This is a genomic window from Bradyrhizobium sp. 604_D8_N2_3 (assembly GCF_051810765.1).
Classification (GTDB): Bacteria; Pseudomonadota; Alphaproteobacteria; order Rhizobiales; family Xanthobacteraceae; genus Bradyrhizobium; species Bradyrhizobium barranii.
The window spans coordinates 1,409,789-1,432,081 of record NZ_JBPWPM010000001.1 but is presented as its reverse complement, the minus strand read 5'-3'; the positions used below and the strand labels follow the sequence as shown (position 1 = coordinate 1,432,081).

The 22,293-nt window shown below is 59.7% G+C and carries 20 protein-coding genes and 1 pseudogene; 5 read left to right on the top strand and 16 right to left on the bottom strand.

What is annotated here, in order from left to right:
• Positions 1-120 precede the first annotated feature (120 nt).
• Both AB7245_RS06705 and AB7245_RS06700 read right to left on the bottom strand, forming a co-directional pair.
• Entirely contained in the window at positions 121-1,365 is a 1,245-nt protein-coding gene (locus AB7245_RS06705) for an IS110 family transposase (protein WP_439034008.1), read from the bottom strand.
• A 473-nt stretch (positions 1,366-1,838) separates the two neighbouring features.
• Complete coding sequence (locus AB7245_RS06700) at positions 1,839-2,150, bottom strand: DUF736 domain-containing protein (RefSeq protein WP_439034007.1); 312 nt, start codon at positions 2,148-2,150, stop codon at positions 1,839-1,841.
• Between the two features lie 259 nt (positions 2,151-2,409).
• Here AB7245_RS06700 and AB7245_RS06695 point away from each other — a divergent pair, with 259 nt between their 5' ends.
• Positions 2,410-2,538 (top strand): hypothetical protein, encoded by a 129-nt coding sequence (locus tag AB7245_RS06695; RefSeq protein WP_439034006.1) that lies wholly within the window; start codon positions 2,410-2,412, stop codon positions 2,536-2,538.
• A gap of 316 nt (positions 2,539-2,854) precedes the next feature.
• Here the strand turns inward: AB7245_RS06695 and AB7245_RS06690 are convergent, their stop codons facing one another.
• A complete protein-coding gene (locus AB7245_RS06690; RefSeq protein WP_439034005.1) occupies positions 2,855-4,864 on the bottom strand; it encodes a ParB/RepB/Spo0J family partition protein in 2,010 nt (669 codons plus the stop codon).
• Between the two features lie 473 nt (positions 4,865-5,337).
• Between AB7245_RS06690 and AB7245_RS06685 the strand changes: the two genes are divergently transcribed.
• A complete protein-coding gene (locus AB7245_RS06685; protein WP_439034004.1) occupies positions 5,338-6,375 on the top strand; it encodes an IS110 family transposase in 1,038 nt (345 codons plus the stop codon).
• A 723-nt stretch (positions 6,376-7,098) separates the two neighbouring features.
• Here the strand turns inward: AB7245_RS06685 and AB7245_RS06680 are convergent.
• From AB7245_RS06680 to AB7245_RS06630, 11 genes are all read right to left on the bottom strand, one after another.
• A complete protein-coding gene (locus tag AB7245_RS06680; RefSeq protein ID WP_007594558.1) occupies positions 7,099-8,142 on the bottom strand; it encodes an IS110 family transposase in 1,044 nt (347 codons plus the stop codon).
• Positions 8,143-8,283: 141 nt separating this feature from the next.
• A complete protein-coding gene (locus tag AB7245_RS06675; RefSeq protein ID WP_439034003.1) occupies positions 8,284-8,475 on the bottom strand; it encodes a hypothetical protein in 192 nt (63 codons plus the stop codon).
• Between the two features lie 134 nt (positions 8,476-8,609).
• The gene (locus tag AB7245_RS06670; protein WP_439034002.1) at positions 8,610-9,290 is read right to left on the bottom strand and encodes a thermonuclease family protein; all 681 of its coding nucleotides are present in this window, start codon (positions 9,288-9,290) and stop codon (positions 8,610-8,612) included.
• 279 nt (positions 9,291-9,569) lie between these two features.
• Positions 9,570-10,574: a nucleotide kinase domain-containing protein gene (locus tag AB7245_RS06665; RefSeq protein WP_231144032.1), complete on the bottom strand. Its 1,005-nt coding sequence runs from the start codon at positions 10,572-10,574 to the stop codon at positions 9,570-9,572.
• A 370-nt stretch (positions 10,575-10,944) separates the two neighbouring features.
• The gene (locus AB7245_RS06660; protein WP_231144031.1) at positions 10,945-11,808 is read right to left on the bottom strand and encodes a hypothetical protein; all 864 of its coding nucleotides are present in this window, start codon (positions 11,806-11,808) and stop codon (positions 10,945-10,947) included.
• Positions 11,809-11,813: 5 nt separating this feature from the next.
• Positions 11,814-12,461 (bottom strand): C1 family peptidase, encoded by a 648-nt coding sequence (locus AB7245_RS06655; protein ID WP_231144030.1) that lies wholly within the window; start codon positions 12,459-12,461, stop codon positions 11,814-11,816.
• Positions 12,462-12,463: 2 nt separating this feature from the next.
• On the bottom strand, positions 12,464-13,474 hold the full coding sequence (locus AB7245_RS06650) for an ImmA/IrrE family metallo-endopeptidase (RefSeq protein WP_439034001.1): 1,011 nt from the start codon (positions 13,472-13,474) through the stop codon (positions 12,464-12,466).
• A complete protein-coding gene (locus tag AB7245_RS06645; RefSeq protein ID WP_231144028.1) occupies positions 13,464-13,856 on the bottom strand; it encodes a helix-turn-helix domain-containing protein in 393 nt (130 codons plus the stop codon). Before AB7245_RS06645 ends, AB7245_RS06650 begins: the two co-directional genes overlap by 11 nt.
• Complete coding sequence (locus tag AB7245_RS06640; RefSeq protein ID WP_231144027.1) at positions 13,853-14,194, bottom strand: acyl carrier protein; 342 nt, start codon at positions 14,192-14,194, stop codon at positions 13,853-13,855. Before AB7245_RS06640 ends, AB7245_RS06645 begins: the two co-directional genes overlap by 4 nt.
• Before the next feature lie 324 nt (positions 14,195-14,518).
• A complete protein-coding gene (locus tag AB7245_RS06635; protein ID WP_439034000.1) occupies positions 14,519-16,192 on the bottom strand; it encodes a MazG nucleotide pyrophosphohydrolase domain-containing protein in 1,674 nt (557 codons plus the stop codon).
• Positions 16,193-17,424: 1,232 nt separating this feature from the next.
• The gene (locus AB7245_RS06630; RefSeq protein WP_439033999.1) at positions 17,425-17,607 is read right to left on the bottom strand and encodes a DUF3606 domain-containing protein; all 183 of its coding nucleotides are present in this window, start codon (positions 17,605-17,607) and stop codon (positions 17,425-17,427) included.
• A gap of 103 nt (positions 17,608-17,710) precedes the next feature.
• Here AB7245_RS06630 and AB7245_RS06625 point away from each other — a divergent pair.
• Positions 17,711-18,240: pseudogene (locus tag AB7245_RS06625) on the top strand (ATP-dependent DNA ligase); the annotation flags it as partial.
• Positions 18,241-18,417: 177 nt separating this feature from the next.
• Here the strand turns inward: AB7245_RS06625 and AB7245_RS06620 are convergent.
• Together AB7245_RS06620 and AB7245_RS06615 are read right to left on the bottom strand one after the other, a co-directional pair.
• Positions 18,418-19,878, bottom strand: coding sequence for a ThiF family adenylyltransferase (locus AB7245_RS06620; protein WP_439033998.1), 1,461 nt, complete (start codon positions 19,876-19,878; stop codon positions 18,418-18,420).
• Between the two features lie 23 nt (positions 19,879-19,901).
• The gene (locus AB7245_RS06615; protein WP_231144023.1) at positions 19,902-20,723 is read right to left on the bottom strand and encodes an E2/UBC family protein; all 822 of its coding nucleotides are present in this window, start codon (positions 20,721-20,723) and stop codon (positions 19,902-19,904) included.
• 117 nt (positions 20,724-20,840) lie between these two features.
• Between AB7245_RS06615 and AB7245_RS06610 the strand changes: the two genes are divergently transcribed.
• Positions 20,841-21,194, top strand: a complete 354-nt coding sequence (locus AB7245_RS06610) for a helix-turn-helix domain-containing protein (RefSeq protein ID WP_231144022.1) — start codon at positions 20,841-20,843, stop codon at positions 21,192-21,194.
• Between the two features lie 67 nt (positions 21,195-21,261).
• Positions 21,262-22,089, top strand: a complete 828-nt coding sequence (locus AB7245_RS06605) for an ImmA/IrrE family metallo-endopeptidase (protein WP_439035708.1) — start codon at positions 21,262-21,264, stop codon at positions 22,087-22,089.
• The last annotated feature ends 204 nt before the right edge of the window (positions 22,090-22,293 follow it).

Genomic DNA, 22,293 nt, shown 5'->3' with positions numbered 1-22,293 from the left:
CGGCAACAACACTCCAAGTGTCATCGCTCGCAGATGTGAAGAAACGACTGGTTACATCCGGGCCTGTCGTCGTCGCGACGCTACGCAATTTGGAAGCTTCGCGTCTCGCCGACGACAGGATCAGGCCGCAGCGGACTGCGGCGGTCGGCCGTTGTCGAAGAGTTCGCCGGTCCTGAGCATGGCACAAGCAACGCCAATCAACCTGCTGCCGATTGATCGGAGCGCGCGAGCATGGGAATGCCCGCGCTTGCGTAAGGCGGCATATCGATTGCGCGTTTGGAAGTCATGCAGCACCGCAACGCGTGCCCAATGATAGACAGCGGTCCTCAGACGGTGCGGACAAGACTGCCTCATGACCACGACAATTTGCTTACCGCTGCGTCGCGTGACGGGCACGACGCCCGATAATCCCCGAAGCGCCTGAGCGTCTCGGCGAACGATCGCATCGTGTCCTTCGGACAGAAGTGCCGCGAGGACGATCGTTCCGATTCCAGGCATCGACCGCAAGATCTCGGGATCGGCGTGATGCGCGATGCCGGTCGCTGATGGAAGTTCGGCCACCGCCGAACACAGGCGCTCGAGTTCCTTCATGGCAAGCTTCATCTGCTGCATAACCAGCCGCAGACGGCCTAGAATGAGCTCGCAGTGCGCCACGCAGGCCTCCGTCACACCGGATGCAACAGATATCGGTGTGCTGCGGAGATGATTGAGCAAGGTGTCCGCAGTCCACCTCTTTACCCTGCTCTCCTTAAGGCGCCTTGCGATCGTCGACGTCCTCACGGCGCGTGCCCTTGCCGGCGTGGGGATCAGATCCCAAAGATCCAATATCCACTGCTGCGACCAGTCTTCCGCGAGCTCAAGCATTTGCGGGAAATAGCGCCAGAGCTGATGACGAAAGCGGTTGGCCAGGCGATTGCGTTCGGCAGACAAGTCCTCCGTCATGCGCGACCACTCACGTAGCTGAATGATCGTCGGATGCACTGGCTCCAGGAATCGATAGAAACGGCTATCGGTCCGCAGAGCATCAGCGAGCACGAACGCGTCGAGCCGATCATCCTTGGCGCCGGCCATGGTGAAGCGATCTCGAAATCGATCGAGCTGCTTTGGATTTAGCGCATGAACCAGGAAGCCCGAATCCATCAAGCTCTCGACGACGGGCCCATGCGGGACCTCGATGCCAATCGCGATCCGGCCTGGTTCAGCACCCGTCGTGCGCTGGATCCAGTCTGCCAGTTCAGCCAACCCGTCACCGCTATGTTGGAACGAACGATGGCCGAGTTTTGCGCCTTGGGCATCCAATGCGTAAGCGTAGTGTGTCGCCGATGCCCAATCGACACCCACGTAGGCAGCTATGTCTTCATTCATTCCCTTCCCTCCTTCGCAGTCGGGCAGCTGCGATCTTCGCCGGCCCTGTTCTGGCGCTCAATGGCGCAACTCCCCACGGAGCGTCGAACGCAGCTCATCCGTCGGGGCACTCGTCCCCTCTGGGCGCTCACGGCGCAGGATCACCAGGTGGCTCCCAACAAATCAGCCCGTAGGCCAACGATAGCCCCGTGAGGAGCATCCTGATTGGAACAGGGATCACCCGCCTGACCAGGGCGCGCTAAGAGCGCGCGTCTGCACGCGCCTGATGACATCGTCGTCATGAAGATCCTTTGCGCGGAAGACCGGGGATACCGCTCCGGCCGGCACGCGAAGTGTGCTTCACCCTTGCCCGCGCGAGGGCGGAGCCCTTAGCAATCTCCTCAAAGAAGAAATGCTCTTCTTCCTGCAAAGCGGCGCAAGAAATGCAAAAAGGGCCCCGCCTCCGAGGAGGCGGGGCTGAGGATTCATCGGGATCAGTCGCCGTTCCGGCGGGACCAGATCAGGGCGAAGCTCTCGTCGCCTTCGACCTTCACCAGCGAGGCGTAGATCGGGGCCGGGAAGGTCGGATCGTCGAGCTTGACCGAGAGGTATTCGCGATCGGTCTCGCGGGCGGTCTTCTTCCAGGCGGCACCGAGCTCGGTCGTACCGGCGAAGATGCGGTAATCGGGCGCCTTGTCGTTGTCCTTCTCGTATGCCGCGAACTTTGCCTTGACGTTCACGGTCAGCGTCTTGATCGAACCGATGTAGCCATTGTCCGAAGCGGTGAAGGTGCCGATGGTAGCCATTGTGGTCTCCGTTTGTTGCTCGGGCCGCGCCCATCGCAGCCTCGATGGCGATCCTTGGACCGGGGAGCGATCGGCCCGCAGCCTTCAGGCCCGCAGCGACAGCGGAGGACGGCGATAGCCTGCTTTTTTGTCTTCCGCGAGGAATGCCGCCCCTTCGCGGCAGGGGAAAAAAGCAGGCGCAGCCGTTGCGGGAAGGCGATCGAGGCTCTTGCCGGCCCTCGGGCCTGATCAGCCCATTCGAGGTTGCGTTGGACGCGCCATGAATGAACTGACGGAGACCACCATGACGGCCGACATCGACGCAGCACAAGGACACAGCCGGATCAATCGGGCACCTGCTGACACCAGCGCATCAACGGCAAAAACGGCGCGTCCCGGCAAACGCTAGCGATCCTGATCGCACTCCCGCGTACGGGGGCGAAGGTGTGCTTGGAATAATCCGTCAGGCAGCGATCTCGATACTCCGGTCAACACCAATCAAAGCTGCCGGCCTTATCACCTGCTGCTGACTGGCGAGCACGACAGAGCAGTAACCTTCGGCTGCCGCTGACGGCGTAGATCAGAGTGATCGAAGTCTGGCTCGTGACGGGCCTTCCATGCTTCGATCGCCGCTGTGCGCAAAAAGAAGCGACCGCGCGCCGGTCAGGCGCGCGGCCGAAAATTTTAAGCTGGCCGGGGCCGCTCGCGCGGCCCCGGCTCAATCCTCATTCTGCGGCTTGCGAATACGCATCACCGCTCTGCGTCTCGTTTGGCTCATCTGACCGATCCTTGGGCTTGGCCGTCCTGAGCAAAGACGGCAGCCAGTCGGTCGCGGCCAGCAACTGTTCGACGGCTTCCGCCATATCGACCTTCTTCATATCCACCATACGCTCGGCCGCCTCACCGCTCACGCCTTCGCAAACCGCCTCCAGAATACGCGCCTTGGTGACGCGCCCCAGATAGCTGCGCACCGTCGGCCGCCAGTATCCGGTCATGTCGAGAGACACGGCTTCCGCCAGCCGGTCGGCTGTTGCCATCGCGCGCGGCCGCCGCTCCCACGGCAGCTTCACCGCATTGACGGTCAATGCGGTGCAATGCGCAAACAAGGCCATGCGGCTATCATGGTCGAGTTCGGCCACGAAAGTCCAAAGACCAGTGACGTCCCGGGGCATCTGCCTAGCCCAAATGGCATGACGATCCGCCCAAGCCTTGCCAGCAGGCGTATCCTCGATCCCGTCCGCATGCGAAGCCAAATCGGTCTTGACCGGCTGGATGCCGACGACATGCGCATCCGCACCGAGATAGAAGATTTGCGCGGCGAGCGCGTGTGTCATTGCCAAGATCGCAGTTTCGGGCTGTTCGCTCAGATTGAGGCGCAGTCCCAAGGTGCGATGTGCGGTGAGGTCCCGAACGAGCAGGTCAGATAGCGGTCGGTCGTCCTCCTCTTCCTCTGCAAGGACTTCTTCTCTATCACCCTGCGCTGTCGGGTCATCTGTCCCGCCGCCCTCATTGGGCGCCTGCGCGTCGCTCCCCTCCTCGGTTTCGGCTTGGGGCTTCTCGTCTGCGGGACGGATGAACCCGCGCTCAATCCGAATGGTGCCATCGTGATTGAGGATCACGAAAGCGCCAACGCGCGCGATGTCGTCAGGATCATAGGCCTGCCGCTTCGCTTCCAGCCGCTCGATTTCGGCCTCAAGCTCGCCGAACCGCACATCCACGTCGTCAGGAAGTTCCTCGGCCGCCCGATGCTCTTCCGTCAGTCGGTCAAATGCCGTCTGCGCCGTTGCAAGTGCGGCCTGATCTTCCGCGGAAAGCTCGACCGAATGCGGATAGGTCCGCCTCATGCCGTGCGCGTGCGGGAAATCAAGATGGGCTTCCGTCCATTTCCAGCCTTCGGCTGCCCGCACGGCGTCGGCCTGACGGCCAAGCTTTGCGGTCACCAGCAGATCGAGCAGCGCGACATCTTCCAGATAGCCGCCGCGATCCTCCGTGAAGAGGTCACGAAGGATCGAGCCGCCAGCCTCTGTGTAGGCCTCCATTCCGACAAAGCGCGCGCGGCGGTCCGTAGCAGGCACGTGCGTTTCGGTGAGCATGCGACGGATGGTGCTGGCGTCGCGGTTATAAGAAAGCCGCTCATACACGCTCTCCTGACGGGCATGGTCATCGGTAATGGCAAAGGCCATCAACTGTTCAAGCGTCAGATCGCCAGCGCGATAGACCTGAATCAGTTTCGGGGAGACCGCGCCGAGCCGCAGGCGTTGACGCACCACATGCGGGGTCACACCGAAGCGGGCGGCGATTTCCTCCGCGCCGAAGCCGCGTTCTTCCGCCAGCTTCTTGAAGGCCTCGAACTGATCGGCGGGATGCATGTTTTCCCGGGTGAAGTTCTCGTCCAGGCTGATTTCGTGCGGATCGTTCGCGGTGTCGACGATGCAGCGGATCGGCTCGGTCTTCTTGATCTCCTTCCGCTTCACCCGCAGAAGCTGGGCAAGCCGCCTGCCCTCGCCGATGGTCACGAAATAGAAACCAGTGGCCGCGCCCTCTCCATCGACCTCTGGCTCGACGACCAGATTTTGCAAGATGCCCTTGGCCGCGATGCTCGCCGCGTAGGCCTCGATCGCCGCATCGCTGTGCGGCGTCTTGCGCGCATTCTTCGGCGACTTCTTGAGCTTGTTGAGCGGAATGAGAACTTGCGTTCCGTTCTCGGGGAGTTGTTCAACGAGCTTGGCCGACATGATCGATCTCCTTTGCTTTCATGGGTGCAGGGCGCACTCCGCGCCTGCGCCCCTGCCCGTCGGCGAGACCAGGGGTAGCAAGTGCCAGGGCGACCCGAGCGGAGGGGGATCGCCCGCCCGAAAGGGCCGCTCGAAGAGCGGGTCTGCACAAGCTGCCAGGATTTCTGGTGTTGGGGCTCTGAGAAAGCGCGGAAGACCGGGGAAACCGCTCGGATCGGCGCCGGCACCAGCCGGCGCTTCACCCTGGCGCGCGCGAGGGGCGGAGCCCCTTAGAGCCAGAGGACGGTTGGCTGGTGCAGGCCGTGCCCGGCAGAGAAAAAGGCACCCGCAGGAGGGTCAGCATAGCGCCGACGCGTAGCGGCGGGACCCGGGACCGAGTGCAGTCGCGAGATGAGGTAACTGGGGTTGGACGGTCCTCCCAGCGGCGCATGCTACGCTAGCGCCCTTGATAACAATATAAGAGGGAGGCCTTGATGAACTACTTTGCTGGACTCGACGTGTCTTTAAGGCTGACCGCGATTTGCGTCGTCGATGGGGATGGCAACGTGGTGCGGGAGGGCGTGGCGGACACCCAGCCGGAACTGTTGGTTTCGTGGCTGAAGGACACCGGTTTGGCATTCTCGCGCATCGGCCTCGAGGCCGGCCAGTGCTCGTCCTGGCTGCACAAGGGCCTTGCGCTTGCCGGCTTCCCCGTTGTCTGCGTCGAGACGCGCCACGCCAAGGGCGTCATGCAAGCACAAAGCGTCAAGACCGGCCGTAACGACGCACGGGCGCTGGCGCAGATGATGCGGACCGGCTGGTTCAAGGCGGTCCATATCAAAGGTGAAGACAGTCAGAAGCTACGGACGCTCATGGGAAGCCGCCGCTGCCTGCTCGACAAGCAGCGTGATCTCGACAATCACATTCGAGCGTCGTTGCGGGTATTTGGGTTCAAGGTCGGGCTCATCGGGCAAAGCCGTTTCGAGGAGCGCGTGCGGGAATTGATTGCCGGAGACGATGATCTGGAGGTGGGCATTGTCGCGCTGCTGGACGCCAGGCGGGCCTTGCAAGGACAGGTTCGGCTTCTCACCCGCACGATCGAAGGCCTTGCCAGGAAAGACGAGATCTGTCGCCGCCTGATGACGGCCCCAGGCGTTGGGCCGCTGACGGCGCTCGCGTTCAAGACGGCGATCGATGATCCGGTGCGCTTTGCCAAATCGCGCAATGTCGCCGTTCATCTGGGCCTGACGCCCCGCAAATATGCGTCGGGCGAGGTGGACTACAATGGGGGCATCACACGATGTGGCGATGACTTTGTCCGCAAGCATCTCTACGAGGCGGCGCATTCATTGCTGGTCAATACGAAGAGGTGGTTCGCGCTAAAAGCATGGGGCGTGCGCCTCGCCAAGCGCAGCTCGTTCAAAAATGCCTGCGTCGCCGTGGCTCGCAAGCTTGCCGTCATCCTGCACCGCATGTGGATCGATGGCACCGACTTCCGCTGGGGACACGAAGAACAGGCTGCGGCCGCCTAGCCAATACACGATCAGCAACAGTCCAGCCGAAGGGCTGTCAAGGCGTCCGGCAGGACGGGGAATGGTGAGGGCGGTAACCGGTCTGCAGCGCAATCCGCAGGGCTTGACGACTGCGTTCGCGAGATGGCCCCACCACTCTTCCACGAACATCATCATGAGGCGGAAACCCGACCTCGAAGAGAAGCGCGCTCGCCGGCGACTTGACACCCCTCGGGTATAAACATGCGGGGAACGACAGGATGGATTGAACGCACTTGACGGACCACCCCCAGTTAGAGAAGACCGGATAAGAAGGCACCCGAACGCGGGACAGTGATAGCGACGCCGGCATGCAATGACGGCGGGGCCCGCGAGCGAGTGCCTCCGGCGAGCGACACATTATTCTGCATTCTGCGCGAGGGATCGAAGCCGCACGGCCGAGACGCTACGCGGCTCGGTTCATATGTGGACGGCCCCCGACTTGCAAGGATTGGCTCGGGCAGCATGCTCGGATCGCTTGCGCTCATATGTCCGGCCTATTATCGGGTCTTGCGACCACTGGCCAAGATGGGCTTCGCGGACAGTGAGCTCCAAACACGAGAGCGGCATTTGCTGCCGGTAAACCGAGCGGAGTGTCTCACATGACCGGCTCGCGCCGAACGTACCACCTCTTCCTTTCCTGCAAGTTCCGGCCCCAGCGTCAGATCTGCCCGTCTGACGCCAAGCTCTTTTTGTCGTTCAAGTCTATGTCGGCGTTGGCATCGGTACGGCGCTCGCAGGCCGGTACCGTTCGCCGCTGACCATCAGTTTCCAAGCAATCCGCGCCAGCTTGTTTGCTAACGCTATCGCCACCAGCTTTGGCGGCTTGCGAGCGATCATGTCTTTCAGCCAGGACCAAGGGCGACTCCCGCGTCGTCGCATATCCGCGATCACTGCCGTCGCGCCAGCTACCAAAACGGTTCGCAACATGCCGTCGCCGGCGCGGGTGATGACCCCGAGCCGATTCTTGCCGGCCGTCGAGTGATTCTTTGGCGTCAGGCCAAGCCACGCGGCAAAGTTTCTTGCCGACTTGAATCCGCGCGCATCCACGACCTTGATTGACAGCAGCGTCGCGCCGATCGGACCAATTCCTGGAATGGTCGCAAGTCTTCGGCTCATCTCGCTGCTCCGATGGAGTTGCATGAGCTTCTTGTCGAGCGTAACGATTTGATCATCGACGCGCGCCATTTCTGCAGCCAACGCCTCTATCAACTCCATCGCCAAGTCCGGGACTGTCGCATCAGCCCTAATATCGATCAGCAATTGCGGAAGCCTTGAAAGCCCCTTGGGCGCGGTAAAGCCGAACTCTGCGGCGTAGCCGCGGATCGAATTGGCGAGCTGGGTGCGCCTGCCAATGAACTGGTTGCGTACACGAGTCAGCATCTGTGCGCCCTGCTGCTCGGGACTTTTGATTGGCACGAAGTTCTTCTGCAATTTCGGTCGACTCGCGGCTTCGCAAATCGCCTCGGCGTCCGCCGCATCGGATTTCCCACGTTGCACGTACGGTTTGACATATTGCGGCGGGATCATCGCCACCTCATGCCCCAGCGAACGCAGCTCCCTCGCCCAATAGTGCGACGCTCCGCAAGCCTCCATCGCGACAAGCGTAGGCGGCAGACGGCCGAAGAACGCCAGAACCTGGCCGCGTCTCAACTTGCGTCGCAAGACCGGCTGCTCCATCCCGTCAACGCCATGCAACTGAAATACGCTCTTTGACGTGTCCAAACCGATACGAACAATCGTTTCCACGGGCGGCTCCTTCGTTTGAGGTCATCGACGACCCCATCCTGCCACGCAGACCGGCGGAAGGGGGCCGTCCACCCCAACACGAGAGCCCGGTGCGGCGAAAGCCGCACGCGCGCAAGCGGAAGAACTCCGCCAAGACCTGAATCAGCGGACCTGGATTTCCTCGCGCGCATGCGTCTGCGCGTCATAGATCCTGATCTGAAGCATGGGAAAACGCCTCTTCAGTTCTTCGCCACCTGCCCTGGCGCCGTCTCTGGTTGTAAATTCGGCTTTGAGCCGGCCGTCGACTTCAAGCGCGTAACCGGAGGCCGGCAATTCACGGGTGGCTGCAACCATTTCATTCCCATTGTGCAGTGAGGTGGTCCAGAATGATGGGTAGCGTGAGTCGCCCAAACCGCGCCAGAGCTACCCGGCCCAAGTGCGGTGATAGGCCAATGCACGTTGTGGATTGGTGCCTCGCAGGGACCTCATCAAGGATGGGCATTTGCATCGTCCGAACAGGCGGGCGGCTTTCCACTTGCGCGGATGCATGCACGATAGAGCCACGGCTCCACATAGCTGCCGTTCCAGAGACCCTGGCCGGTGCGCTCGGCCTCGCGCTGAGCTTCGCGATATCTGCCCTTCGAATATTGAGGCCAATCCAACGCAAGACCGTTGTGCACAAGCCATTCGCCGAGGTCCGCACCACCAACCGAGCAGGTCGCCACCGTGCGGCCATACGGGTCGAGGCTGACTGGAACACAATTGACGGGACGGCGGGCAATGAAGGCGTCAAGGTCATTTGCGGCTTGCGCACCACATCGATACTGTAAGCTGTCTTCGCCGCGGCAGAGCTGGCTGCTCTCCGGTGCATCGACGCCCCAAAGCCGGATGCGCACTCCATGCATTTCCAGCGTGTCGCCGTCGATCACGCTCGCCTGTCCGACAAAATCGTCGGCCAGCGCCGCACCCGAGACGATGGCGAGTATCAATGCGACAGAGCCTCCACGCATTCCAATGACCTTAAAGCTGTCGCAAGTCTCGCGCATTGGATTCTGCCAGTTCTCGAGTGATTTCAGCGCCGGCAGCTTCTCGGGCCGCTCGAGATAGTGAAACTCTGTCCCGCACAGCCAGCGTCCCTCGAACAGAGCGCAGAGCAGAATCGCCTCCATCTGCCCAACTGACTTCATAAAGGTACCAGACCGCCTGATTCATTATAGCTTCGCCGCTAGCGTTGAATGGCAGACCTGCGGCCAGTTCTCCTTGCCGCCACCTGTTGAGCAGGAGATTTCCGCCTACGTTGCGGACAGCTACGGTCTGACCGACAGCATCTCAATAGTTGTGAAGGGTCCGAACTGGACCTTTGTGGTTTGTAATGCAGCCCAAGACCGCGCCTTCATCCGCTGTATCAACCTGGAGCTCCGTTCTAAGCATTCTGGCGGCGAGTAGATTTAGAATAATGAGGGTTGCAACGGTGCTGAAAAAGGCGATTTGCGCGGTGTCGGAGGATACGGCACGTGTAATCCCCAACGGGCGGGGAATTGCGGTGTTGGTGGAGGCAGCAGATTTTGACGATAGATCTGCTTGATCCGTGTTCGGTTGGCTACGCCACCAATCTCGGGATGTGCCACGCGAGCATATTTTGAAATCTCGCAAAAAACGTTCTGACAATCTATTGGCTGGAGGGGACGCCCATAAAGACCCGAAAAGCGCAATCCCAGTCTCTTGAACTGCGCCTCCTGCTGTTCCGCCATCCAAAAAATAATCTGCTCCGGCGTCTTTCCAGCGGTGTCCGTGAAGCATTTGGAAATGCCGTCGAGCGCACCGGGACCGGCGACGACAAAATCAGCCTCGGAGAAGTCCAGCATCGAGGCGTAGTTCAGGTCGATCGAGTATTGAAATGCGAGGAACTTTCCAATTCCTGGATATTTCAAAATGAGCTCGTATACGGCTTGGAGCGACGGCGCCTGACAAGCTCGCTCGGGAACCCGATCCTCCATCATCTGCAGCAACAGCGCTATATGATTGCTGTGCTTACGCGAATGGCCGTAGGCCGGCGATGGCATGATGTAGGCGGCCGAATAGATGCTCTGCCCCCGACAGCGCAGGTCCTCCAGCACGCGGTCAAGAGCCTCAGGATCGAGACGCGCCCACGTGATGGGGCCAAGCCGCCGCTCCAATGCCTCCCATGTCTCGATCCGATTGAAAATCTTAAACAGCATGGTGCGAAAGAACACCTCGCGGGGAGCTTGGGGGCGATCGGGCCGCGTCTGCACTTGCGCGATGAGGTACTGACTGACGCGATCGGTTGCGCGATAGGTGTTCGTGAACCGATAGGATCTCAAAACGGGATCCGTGGTGCATGGCTCAAAGGGCTCGGCCAAGCGGCGGTAGAACATCGCAAGCCGCTCTGCCGCAAACCGCCAATAGGTATCGAAGACAATGGTGGGGGTCATTCGACGCCTTATACTTGGGGCTGCCGCCGACGATATAGGGTCGGTCCAGCGGATAACGAATCGGCGCTACGATATACTGTCCAAAAGAGACAGTCACGCGGCCCTCGTGCAATCGCGACAGGACGGAAGAAAGCGTTGATTGGGCGGCTATCGGCGGGCCTGAGCCAACCGAAGGCCGGGGCAAGCGAGCGAGTTGGACGGAGCCTACATGCCGCTGTTACGGCTTACCGACCTGGTCAGCGCCCGCGAAAAAGCCTCACAACGCCGGAGATACACGACGCATTTTTCGAAACTGTTTGCTGGTGTGGTCCCCGCGCCGCGCTGCTGTCGCACCTCGCGCTTCCCTGTACAGTTTTGTGACGTGGCGTTATTACGGCCGATCCGAAGAAGCAGGCGATCCGATTTGAGCAATGGCGGTCGAATTGACCGCTGCCTGCGATGGACGATCGTTGAAGAGGTTTCGGCACTGCCGAACGAGGGCGTTTGCCTCACTCACGGTCCATCCCTGCACAACGCCGTCATGGTCCTTCTTTCCTGCGTCGATTTCAGCGTGCGTGGATACGCAAGTCAGCGAACCCAGCGTCGCGTCTGTTTGAGCGGCGACGAAAGCTTGCAAGCGCCCAAGGCCAATGAAGTTGCCGAGGCTTCGCGCGACATACATGTGGTTGCGATACATCGCCGTGAGCAGCAGGGTGTTGTCGTCTGTAAGCTTGAAACTCAGGAAGCTTAAGCACTGTCGGTTCGACACTTTGCCGGCGTCCCGAGCCGGATCATAGATCGTCATTTCGTACGCGTTGCGGTAGGTTCGCCTTGATGCAATCTGAGTCTTCATGAACCGCACAAGGTCATCGAGGGGGTTAATGAGCTTAACCTCTTTGCCATTTATTTTTTTCCAAGCCGTCATCCGATCGAAATAGCGGCCCCAGTCCCTGGTCATTTGCTTCATCCGCGGCAACAACTCACCGTAGGCGGCATAAAGCCCATCAGCACCGTGCCGATCAAGCAGACCTTGGGGGAAGATGGTGTTTGCTATGCTCGAAATGCTATAGGCGTGATGCTCGCGAAGAAACGTGTCGACTGTGGTCAGGATCGCATGGTCGACTGGCGCAATCGATATCGGATCGGCGATATCGATAATAACGTTGTGAGCCTCGCCACCGGCATCCTGCACGGCGGCGGCGGCGGCGATCCAGGCTTGGGCGTTCGTCTGCTGGGACGGAATTGGCATGTACATGGACGTCACGGCTCCGTGGTCAGGATGGCAGTTGCAATAAGACGGGGGGCCAAATAATTAGCCGCGAGCCACGCACACCCCTGAAGACCCCAAGCCTCGCCCCACGAATTGCGGATCAGCACGAATCTAGCGCCCGCCTTTTCGCCGTACCCGACCGCGACCACCGCGTGGCGTCGTTTGGAATCGATCGGCTCCGTCGCAAAGATTGTTCCATCAGCACCAGGGACATAAAACGCGTTGGACAAGCTCATTGTTACGAGGACAGGCGAACCTGCATCGAGGCGATCGAGAATCTCTTGAATGTCCGGCGGCTGCGTGCCGTGATTGCGAAAGAACAGCTCTGCAGGTGATCCCGGCGGCTTCCAGGAGGCGACATCGATCACGTGGTTGCGAATATAAGGCCAGTGGGCTTCTCTGGGCTGACCGTCCGACTTGATGGTCTCGAGCATCGAAGCGAGCGTAGAGCCATCTCCGGGCGTCCCACCATCACGCTTCACAGCATGGTAGTAAGCCCATTCCGTCGAGAGTGGTGTCCAGCCGGACCGCATGGCCGCATGAGTGTCACTTGCTGCGAAGGCAAGGCACGTGGGACGAGAATGCTGGTCCCGCGCCGCCCCGAAGCTGCCGCGCAGGTCGACGATGCTCTTGATCATGGTTATGCTGCCTGCAACACCCGCTTCAGTTCAGGCTCCCACATGCCCGGGCTTTCGGGGCCGCGCAGATCATACCGAAGAAGCAGCTGGTGAAGGGGCGTGTCGGCGGCCCAGGGTCGTGCCTCTTGAAGAGTGACCTCGCCCTCCACACGATCTTCGGACCGGGCAGTGACAGTGCGGGTCAAGACCCCTCCGATCGTGTCGGGACTGGCGTCCTCGCGATCATCTATAACAAGCGCGAATCCGGCGTCGCGCAACTGATCGAAATTCCAAAGATAGCCGGCGCCACTGTTCTCACGGAGCTTCATAACGAAGAGGTCATTCCGGCCACCTTCGATAAGTAGGCCTTCATCGCGCTGGGTCAGGAGCCAAACATCGGACCGCCAATCGGGCGGCTCGTATCCAGCAAGGAAATGCTGCTTGATCGTCTTCGGCTCGACATCGACCAGCCGCGCGCATTGAGTGCTGCTGATGACCTTGTGTCTTTCAAGGGCATAGCAGGTGGCGCGATAGCTGGTGCCGAGCCGCAGTGAGGCTTGATAGACAAATTCCGGCTCAGCCAGCTGACGTGCTGACCATCCGTGGCGCTGTAGAGTTAATGCAATAAGCCAAGCTGGACTCAGGAACATCGATGCGAATGCGTCGGCCTCACGCTCCTGCCGATCGGCGCGCCCGGCCGTCGAGAACGGAGACCGCCGCAAGATGCTCGCGTCATCCAAACTGGGTTGATGACTCATATAGAGATGTCCCAGCTCATGAGCGCCGGTGAAGCGCTGGACGGGGAGCGGGCGTTTTGTGGTAATCAGAACTCCGAGCTCTTCTCCCGGCAAATAAGCGCCAAGCAACTTGTCGAGTGGCTGGAACATCAATGTCGCGCCAAGCTTGGCGATAGCTCCGAATACATCTACCCGGCCACCACCGCCACGCTCGATCTGTTCGCGAATCCCGAGATCACGATGCAGAGTGTGCGCGGCCTTTGCACCGGACAATATGGCTGCGCGATTATCGGCCATCGGATCCGGCCTTTGCGCGAGCGCGGGATTTCAGGAAATCGGCAAAGCGCGCCAGCTCTTGGCGATCCTGCTGGGAGAGCGTCGCCGCAGCTCTCGCGACATGTGCAACCTCCTTGGGAAGCTCCGATCCAATTTCAGGATTCTCCCCCGTGAACCACGCCAATGGGCGCTGATACAATTTAGCGAGTCGTGAGAGTTCGATAGCATCTACTTTGCGCGTACCAGCCTCGACATTGGAGAGAGCGCTCCGCGGGATGCCGACTGACTTGGCCACATCCTCCTGCTTGAGACCCATGTACTCGCGCGCCTGCTTCAGGCGTTCGCTGAGCCCTATGCGATCAGCTTCGGGTGAAGGCTGTGAAAAACCGATTCGATCCTTCATGATATTCTCTCACTGGTCAGTTGATTCCATGCGGCGCTCGCTTCAGACAGGAGGTCATTCACACAGGCCTCGGCCGAGTCGTAGCCGCCTTTTGGAGAAAACGTCGCCGGCAACTTGATGCCTAAAAGCTCCTCGACCGCGCAGATAACCTCCACTGCAACCAGAGAGTCGATTTCGGGCTCCCAGGAAGTAGCCGGAACGATTCCCGGGATCTGGGGTGCTCTCGGCCTCAGAATGGCCTGATCAGCGGCCTGGACGGCCAAAGTATCCCTGATACACGCCTCCACTTGCGCGGCAGGAAAAGCCGCCGATTGCGTGGTCGAAACTGCCGTGGGCATGCCGCCTCCGTAGTTGTCGAAAACACCGCGTCTGATTATCGCACTAACAATATACACAATGTCCGATTTTCAGACAAGAGCCATTATCCCAGGAGGGGTCCATTTTGGCTGAAGGCGCCATATTCGTTGTAACCATCTGTTTCTACAAAGAAATATTTGGGCCTCTCCCTAAAAAACCCCCCTGCTTCCAGGCGCGCCTTCCGCGCCTTGCAAACGCGCACAAGTCGGGGCTCGAGGGAGATAGAGGGCGTGGCCGTATCGACTGCTGATCGGGATTGCCGGACCACTGCATGGATGGGTTTTGCAGTCGCGGTCCACGCATGATTACTTTGATACATCGCGCAAATCCGCGATGGCGCTTGCCGTGCAAATCGTTTCTCCAGCCACAGCAGTGAAGGCGACCCTATAATCGACAGCCTTCAACTTCCAGGCTCTTTCCTGGACAGCTTTGGTTGCCTTCATATAGACACGCTTTGTGCGATCCAGCCGAACCTCAAGCTCAGAATAGAGCCCGCACGATTCTTTATCCAAACCGAGAGAGTCGAGAATCGCGCGCTTTGCGGCCACGGTTTCCAAGACCAGGGCCATTTGACGCGCCGAATCATACTCAGCAGCGCTGAGTATCTCTTCGCCGAGGGGCGCTTGCGAATTGGCTGATCCCATCCCAAGGCCAACTGCGGCTCCATGGATCGATGGAGACACTGTCGGCGAAAACGTTAGTTTGCGCGCAGTGAGATCAACGACGACGGTCCCCTGTTTCTCATTGCAAAGGCGGTAGAACATTTCGCAGCCTTCAAAAACTGCATCTTCCCATTCCCAGAAGGCATTCTTCTCGACCTCGAGGCCATCAACGTACATCCGCAAGGTTTTCAGCAGCCTAAAGTTAATAAGGCTGCGAGCAGGAAAAAGTCGCGTTGCAGCGCCAATACCGCAGCGGCCAGCCGCCTTCGCCTGCTTGTCGCCCTCGGAATGAATAGCCTTGATAACAAGCTCCTCGACCACCTTGGCCCGGCCGCCGTCTTCGACCTCATCGACACGATCGTTCCCACTGTCGCGCTTGCGTCTCATGAGGCCTCGAACAACCGGCGACCATCCCAGGTGGGCAATCAGAGCAAGATGAATAACATCATGGAACCTGTATCCATCGTCATCGTAGAAATTGTCGGTTAGATCATCGCCAAGCGGCCTGCCATCGAAGTACATGCGGGATTTTTGGGGACCGACGCGAACGAACGCCACCTCAAACAAGCGTGGGAATTGTTCTTTTGTATCGCGCCCTTCATCATGTAGCGGCGTGTGCGCGCCTCGTTCTGAGCGAAAACGAACCTTTGCGCAGTTTGCTTCCACCACATCATCGAGGGACATGTGGTATAAACTCGCCATCGCCGACAAATGCCACGTGATTTCCCCAAGCACGATGTTCGACGGGCGGTCGGCTACATTCTTGTTCAGTGTGATCTCGATCTTGGGCAGTGTTACTCGCAAAAGCTCTGCACCGAGCTGCCAAAGCACGGCCAAGCAGACCTCGAGCAGAACGCGGCCATCAGTGCGCGCCGTCTGAAACGCGAGGTGCTGGTAGGCATCGAATGTATAGCCGCCCACGGGAGGGAAATGTTTTGCTGCCTCCAAAAATTCCGCTCGCTTTGCGGGGTCTAGAGAGGTCGCGATTTTCTGCGCACGCTCGTCTGCGCTGCCGATTTCAGTTCGTAGTGCTGCAATATCAGCGGCGAGGATGTCGAAATGGCTGTCGTTGGTAATCTGAGAGACCGAGTAGCAATACCAGAGCGCATCTCCGAGCTCCTCTTTGATTTCGTCATTCGGTCGGTCCCAGCGCGCCTCTTCGCCTCCTTCGGCGAGGATTTTCTTCTTTATGGCAGCGACGAGCGACCCGATTTCGCCGACCAGGCCGTACAATGCGATGGAGCGCATTTCCTCCTTTGGCTTGTGAGCGAACTGGGTCGTCGTGCGAACAAAATTGTCATAGTCCTTAACGTTCATCTCCGCTCCATCGTAAAATCTTGTTTGCCCTGCCGGGTAAAAACTCTCAGTCGGCCGGCTGATCTATGTAAGTACGCCTTGGTCAACTCTACTTGTTTGTGATGCCAAACGATAACCACTGCTTCTGCCAATTCGTTTAGCGGTTTTCTGGCACGCAGGCCCAAACTACGAAAGAGAACGGCTACATCAGACTCGCGACTGGTAGTCCCGCTACCCTGCCGCGTTCGAGCGGATGAAGAAGATGGGCATAACCGCTCCGAGCTTGCGCAGCAATTCGCCGATTGCCGGCGGATTGCAGAGTTTCGGCACATGCCGGCCATTTTGAGCAGATTTGCTGCATCGCATCTCTCGGATCTCGTTTCGTGCGGAGGATATTTCGGATGCGAAGGGCGGGAGCTCTGCGGGGGCGGCAGCACGCGAATCAGAGTAATGTCGCCGGCATCCTCACCGGCTATCCTCCTGCAACCGGCCTGATGGTTGGGCCCTCACCCGACCACGCGTGCGCCACGGGCGCATAGTCTCAACAGAGAATGGCACCGGCAGGAGCGTGAGCATAGCGACGCCGAAGGGGCACGCCGGTCCGAGTGCAGCGGCGAAACCAGGTCAATCGCGGCACCCGGGACAGAGGCAGCGACAGCAATCGCCGCAGGCGAGCCCCTTTTCCGAGTGCCCCCGGCGAGGAGCTCCGCATCCGTTTGCGAGAGAGACGCCGCACGGCCGAATGCCATCGTCGAGCGGTTGAGGCAAAAGGCGCTGTAGCGCCGTCGACTAGACGAGGCGCTGAAAGTCGTCATGCGCGACGCGGACAAGGAAACAAGATGCTGCATGGCTGGTTTTGCACAGGCCGGCCGAAGACGTCGAAAAGCACGTGCCCCGACGACTTGGAATCCCTGCTCTGTGTTAGCAGCCGGAACGAATCGAGGGCCGCAAGGATTCGTCGTTCGCGGAGGGCGATCTTGATGCTGATGAACAAGGAGCGGCGGACGACGATCCGCACCTTATGAGGGTGGGCGATAGCCGCAGGGGCGATCCGCGACTGTGAGTACCACGCACGGATGCGGGATCGCGCAGACCCGCACGTCCCAGCGGGCGTTCGAAATCGCCCGCTCAGGATCGGCCACAGGGCCTTTCGGCGCGGTCACTGAGGTCCTGAACTCAATTGGCAACACCTGCCCCGAATGCCTGCCCGAGGTCTAGGCAACGTTCCGAACAATCGACACCAGCAAAGATGACTAGCGCGCGAGACGCTTCTCCGCGCGCTTCCGGCTGTTGCCGACCTTCTTGACAGATTTCTTAACCGCTGACGCCGACCGTCCTGTGTTCTTGGACTCGTACCACTTCATACGTTGCCCGCCGGCCACACGGGCCCGGTCCTGCTTGCGCCCGCGCGCTGTCTTCTTCTTCGCTGCCGCCATCGGCTCCCCCCGTCGGATTTGATGACAAACCAACGCAGCAGGGGATTCGCGGGTTCCGGAACGATTCGAACTGTGTCAGTTTGAATCAGCTGTGAGCGCTTCAATGGCGTTTCAGCGTACAAAGCCCTGGCCGTTCGCGTGAAGGCGCCGTTGCCCAGCTTCATCGGACCGGCCTTGGCAACCTCGGTCGAGAAGGTGCCGTCCGGCAGGCGATTGATTCACGAAATCAAGTTGGACGGGTGCAGGTGCATCTGACCAACGAGGTGGCCAAGATCTTTACTCGGCGGGGACACGACTGGACCGCACCGCTTCAAGAAGGTTGCCCACGATGGCGGGCGCATCAAGGCGCTCCGCCGTCATCAACGGCGAGATCGTCATTTCCGCCGCCGACGGCACGCCGATTTTCTCGGTGCTGCAGAACGAGCTCAAGCGCAAGTCGACCAAGATCGTGATGGTGGAGTTCGATCTGCTCTATGACCTCGGAAGCTGCCACTGATCCAGAGGAAAGCCGAGCTGAGGAAGATCGTCGATGGTACCGACGTCCAGTTCAGCGAAAGCCTCCAGATCGAGGACCGCGAGATGTTCGCGCACGCCTGCAAACTCGGTGTAGAATGTGTCGTCTCGAAGGTGCGAGACGGTCCTAAGCACTACCTCTACGTCATTGTCGTCGCGGAGCCGGAATGCGTCGTGGCCGCCGGGGCTAGGCTGGAATCGCGCGATGTCGGCGAAGCGCCATCAGTCGTCGCGGATGTCGAACGTGTCCGCACCTGTTGCAAGGTCGAAACGCATGCATCGATCCTTCGTTACCCGTCAGCCGATGAAAAGGTGCTTGAGTGCGCGAGAGATTCGCTGGAACAGGCTCGGCGTCTCGGTGGGCAATTTCTTGACGACAGGATCTCTGTTCGCTGGAGGAGCGCCAGTCACCTCAAACCCACAGTGATCCCCCCGTGCGGCGATATCAGAAGACAGACATTCGGGGCTGCATTTCCCATGTTCGCTCGGCTCCATAAAGCTGCCGACGAAATGATAGAGCTGCTTACCGGGATTCGATCGGCCAAGAGGATCGAGGACCATCGCCAGCATTTGGAGCGTCTGAAGACTCGCGCAGGCCATCGAAAACGCAAAAACGTTCTCGCGAGCTTTTAACGGATGGCCCTTCTCCAAGCCTTGGATGTAGGTCGGGTCGTCCAGGTACCCCTCGCGTTCCAGCTGAACAAGCCCAGCATCGTACTGCCCCATGCATTGCATACATTGATGCCCCACAGTGACTGTATGAGCGCGCCAGTCAGCCGCAGCCAACACCTCATGGCGGTTCGTGCGAACGGAAATGCCACCATCAATGACAGGAATCAGGTGGGCATAGGCAATCAAATTGAGGACATGTCTTCCCCAAGGGCGATCAACGCAGGAAAACAGAACGTCGCAATCCAGCGCGGCACAGAAGCCGACTTCCTCGTAGACGGCGGCCACCACCGGAAGGGCGTCGAATCTCGCCCCGGTCGCGCATTCTCCTAAGTGGTCAGCCAATGCCGTTGCTTTCAGCGCCCCGACGTTGCCCCGCTTCGCGTACAGGAGGCGGTCCAGATTTTTGATTTCGATCCTGTCGAAATCGATCACCGTGATGTCTTCAATCCCAGTACGTGCCATGCCCTCAGCGATGAAGGCGCCAACACTGCCTGCTCCGATGATGCCCACCCGAAGCCTCGCGAGGTCGGCTTGCTTCTTCTTCCCCCAGGCGGAAATCGTTCGAATCTGCGCTTCTGTCCCATGCGGGACCGGCGCGAGCGCTTCCATGAATGTGGTTCGAAGCCTTTCTCCAACCACGCGAACGGTGGCGCAGTCCCGCCTCGCGTACTGGCGTGGTGCCGTGCGCTCCCAGAATCTGGCGCTCCAGGCCCCATCGCCAGCCATGGTCAAGCCGACAAACGGAAGTCTTGTGGCGCCATAGGCGGCCGCTGCGTGACCTTGCTCGGTATTGATGTCGTCCGGACTCATGCCTTGCCATGCCATGCCACCGGGGTGGCTGTGCATGAGGGCTAGGCCCGCGCCTGCCTGCGCGGCTTCCGAAAGGGCTCGGGTGAAATAGTGGGATTCGAAGCTGGCATTCCCATGTACGTTCCGCTCACCCTCTCGCGGCAAGATCAGCAGTTCAACCACTGCGGTCGCCCGCGTCTGCCCCGTGCTTGGATGCCAGAGCGCGAAGCAAAGATCTTCCTGGCGGTCGGCGCGTAACAGGTGACGTCGCGCTAGCGCGTCGACCGCCTCGGACATGGCCGCACTTCGGACGGCCCTTGTCATTGCGTGTCCCACAATTTCCAGACGTGGCTCATGTAGGTGGCGACCGCCTTCTTCGCGGCGCCCCAGTTCGTGTAGGGGCGAGACCAGTAGTGCCATTCACCACCCACCGCTTGCTGAAAGTCCGCGCTGTCATGAATGCCACCGGTCGGGTGTGCGCCTCCGCCTTGATTGGGATAAAACCTGGGCGACACGTGGATTCCCCCGGGCGATGTCATCGGGAAGTCTCCGGGTACGACTAGACCCAGCTTGATCTGCCGTCCGGCGAATTTGCCCGTCGGAATTTCGTAATCGAAGTAAACATGCTCAGTCTTGCCGGGGGCAATCGCGGGATTGAACCCGAGCGATTTCAGACCCGCCATGAAGAAAGGCACGCCACTTCTCGCGGTCCCGTCGGAGACCGGAGCAGGACCGACCGAGATGACCTGAAAGCTCGCACCATCATGCAATTCGAAGGGAACGTCGCCCTTGCCCTGAAAACTGGCCTGATGATGGGGATCGGTTTCGATGAGGTAGTGTGTTGCGATATCCAGGCCGGAGAAGTCCTTGATGATCGCGTTCGGCGTCCACTTGCGCTGTTCGGTCTCGTAATTCTCGCCGTCCACCGAGAAATGGATGATTTTCGGATGGCGGTGGGCTTCCTCAAGTTCTTCCTCGGCCGCATCGAGTTCTTTCTCGGCCGCGTCCAGGTCCTTCATGCCCTGGCCGATCTCCTCCTTGGCCTTCTCGATGTCGGCCTTGGCCTTCTCAATGTCGTGCAGAGCCTCCGCTTCATCGTGGCCGCTGACCTCGCGGCCCTCGTCGCCGTTCACATTTTCCATGGCTGTGGTTCCTTTCGATTGTGCTTGCGCCATGCGCTTCCGCCATGGCATGATTGACGATATCGCCATGATGCCCTGAAATGGCGAAACCGTCAATAGAGGAATGTCGAATTCGCCATGAATGCGGAAGCTACTGATATCTTTAGGGAAAGACTGAAAGCGGCGCGAGAACTGCGAGGATTGAGCCAAAGCCAGCTGGCTGCAAGGGCGGATCTTCCACCGAGTTCGGTTTCGCATTTTGAGTCGGGCGCCAGGAAACCCTCCTTTGAAAACCTCAAACGGCTCTCCGCCGCCCTGGACGTCACTACCGACTACCTCTTGGGCCGTGCGGATACGCCCGAAGCATCGGGCACTGTTGGGCGCCTTCACCGTGACATCCACAACCTGAGCCACGACGACATGAAGCTAGCCGAGGATTTTGTCGGTATGCTCCTGAGCCGGGCCAATGCAGACAAGAAAGGCCGCTCTTGAGCGCCAAGCCCCGCATGGCCCGAAAGATGATCGCGGAAGGTGCCGCAAGCGTTGTCTCTTGGGCGAAATGAAAATTGAAGGCTTGCGGGTGGATCCAATCGAGATCGCCACCCGCAAGGGCATCGCGGTCGAGGCTAAGCCGAGTACCGTTCAAGGCGTATCCGGCATGTTGGTGAAGGCTGGCGATAACTTCGGCATCCTGTACGCGACGCACGTGTCCAGCAAAGGGTTTCAAAAATTCTGCGTCGCCCACGAGCTTGGGCACTATTGCATCGAGGGTCATGCCAATGCGCTGCTCGCGCATGGCCCGCACTATTCCCATGCGCACTTCACGTCGAACGATCCGTTCGAGATGGAAGCCGATTATTTTGCCGCCGCTCTGTTGATGCCCGAGGTGCCGTTCCGCAAGGAGGCCAACCGGAATGATCCTGGTCTCACCGCCATCGAGACGCTCGCCAGGGACTGCGAAACGTCGCTTACTGCGACGGCTATCAGGTACGCAGGCCTTACGCGTGACGCGGTCGCCGTGATTCTTAGCACGGGACCTTCCATCGACTGGTGCTTCATGTCCGAAGGGCTGAAGGAAGCTAAGAAGCTGGAATGGATTCGCAAAGGTACGCCAGTCCCGAGCGGAACGGCTACCGAGAGTTTTAACGCGCAGGCTGAAAATGTTAGACTCGGCAAAAAGGACTCCGGTGACGGACGTCTGAACGACTGGATGGGGGGAGAGCGGGTCTATCGCATTACCGAGGAAGTCGTCGGGCTTGGACAGTACGGTCGCACTCTGACCGTTCTGACTTGCGAGACCCTAACAGCGCAGGCAAACGGCGACGAATCCGACGAAGACGGCGAGGCTGAACTCGTGGAAAGCTGGACCCCTAAATTCCGGCGGTAACGCCGCGGTCTGTCTTTCGGATCGCGTCGGAGCTAACTCGCTGAGTGCACAATCTGAGCTGAGAGGGAGAGAATGACGACGTGCACACAACGCGTCAGAAAGTGCGCGGGCATTCGTGCCGAATGGCGGTCTTAAGCACTTCCGCAATGTCACAATTTCATCGGGAATAGTGCTTCGGGCCGGAGCCTTCCCCGTTTTCGACAT

Excerpts from the sequence above, each read along its gene's own strand:
- AB7245_RS06705 (WP_439034008.1), bottom strand. The coding sequence starts at position 1,365 with ATGAATGAAGACATAGCTGCCTACGTGGGTGTCGATTGGGCATCGGCG.
- AB7245_RS06700 (WP_439034007.1), bottom strand. The coding sequence starts at position 2,150 with ATGGCTACCATCGGCACCTTCACCGCTTCGGACAATGGCTACATCGGT.
- AB7245_RS06695 (WP_439034006.1), top strand. The coding sequence starts at position 2,410 with ATGAATGAACTGACGGAGACCACCATGACGGCCGACATCGACGCAGCA.
- AB7245_RS06690 (WP_439034005.1), bottom strand. The coding sequence starts at position 4,864 with ATGTCGGCCAAGCTCGTTGAACAACTCCCCGAGAACGGAACGCAAGTT.
- AB7245_RS06685 (WP_439034004.1), top strand. The coding sequence starts at position 5,338 with ATGAACTACTTTGCTGGACTCGACGTGTCTTTAAGGCTGACCGCGATT.
- AB7245_RS06675 (WP_439034003.1), bottom strand. The coding sequence starts at position 8,475 with ATGGTTGCAGCCACCCGTGAATTGCCGGCCTCCGGTTACGCGCTTGAA.
- AB7245_RS06670 (WP_439034002.1), bottom strand. The coding sequence starts at position 9,290 with ATGGAGGCGATTCTGCTCTGCGCTCTGTTCGAGGGACGCTGGCTGTGC.
- AB7245_RS06665 (WP_231144032.1), bottom strand. The coding sequence starts at position 10,574 with ATGACCCCCACCATTGTCTTCGATACCTATTGGCGGTTTGCGGCAGAG.
- AB7245_RS06660 (WP_231144031.1), bottom strand. The coding sequence starts at position 11,808 with ATGTACATGCCAATTCCGTCCCAGCAGACGAACGCCCAAGCCTGGATC.
- AB7245_RS06655 (WP_231144030.1), bottom strand. The coding sequence starts at position 12,461 with ATGATCAAGAGCATCGTCGACCTGCGCGGCAGCTTCGGGGCGGCGCGG.
- AB7245_RS06650 (WP_439034001.1), bottom strand. The coding sequence starts at position 13,474 with ATGGCCGATAATCGCGCAGCCATATTGTCCGGTGCAAAGGCCGCGCAC.
- AB7245_RS06645 (WP_231144028.1), bottom strand. The coding sequence starts at position 13,856 with ATGAAGGATCGAATCGGTTTTTCACAGCCTTCACCCGAAGCTGATCGC.
- AB7245_RS06640 (WP_231144027.1), bottom strand. The coding sequence starts at position 14,194 with ATGCCCACGGCAGTTTCGACCACGCAATCGGCGGCTTTTCCTGCCGCG.
- AB7245_RS06635 (WP_439034000.1), bottom strand. The coding sequence starts at position 16,192 with ATGAACGTTAAGGACTATGACAATTTTGTTCGCACGACGACCCAGTTC.
- AB7245_RS06630 (WP_439033999.1), bottom strand. The coding sequence starts at position 17,607 with ATGGCGGCAGCGAAGAAGAAGACAGCGCGCGGGCGCAAGCAGGACCGG.
- AB7245_RS06620 (WP_439033998.1), bottom strand. The coding sequence starts at position 19,878 with ATGTCCGAGGCGGTCGACGCGCTAGCGCGACGTCACCTGTTACGCGCC.
- AB7245_RS06615 (WP_231144023.1), bottom strand. The coding sequence starts at position 20,723 with ATGGAAAATGTGAACGGCGACGAGGGCCGCGAGGTCAGCGGCCACGAT.
- AB7245_RS06610 (WP_231144022.1), top strand. The coding sequence starts at position 20,841 with ATGAATGCGGAAGCTACTGATATCTTTAGGGAAAGACTGAAAGCGGCG.
- AB7245_RS06605 (WP_439035708.1), top strand. The coding sequence starts at position 21,262 with ATGAAAATTGAAGGCTTGCGGGTGGATCCAATCGAGATCGCCACCCGC.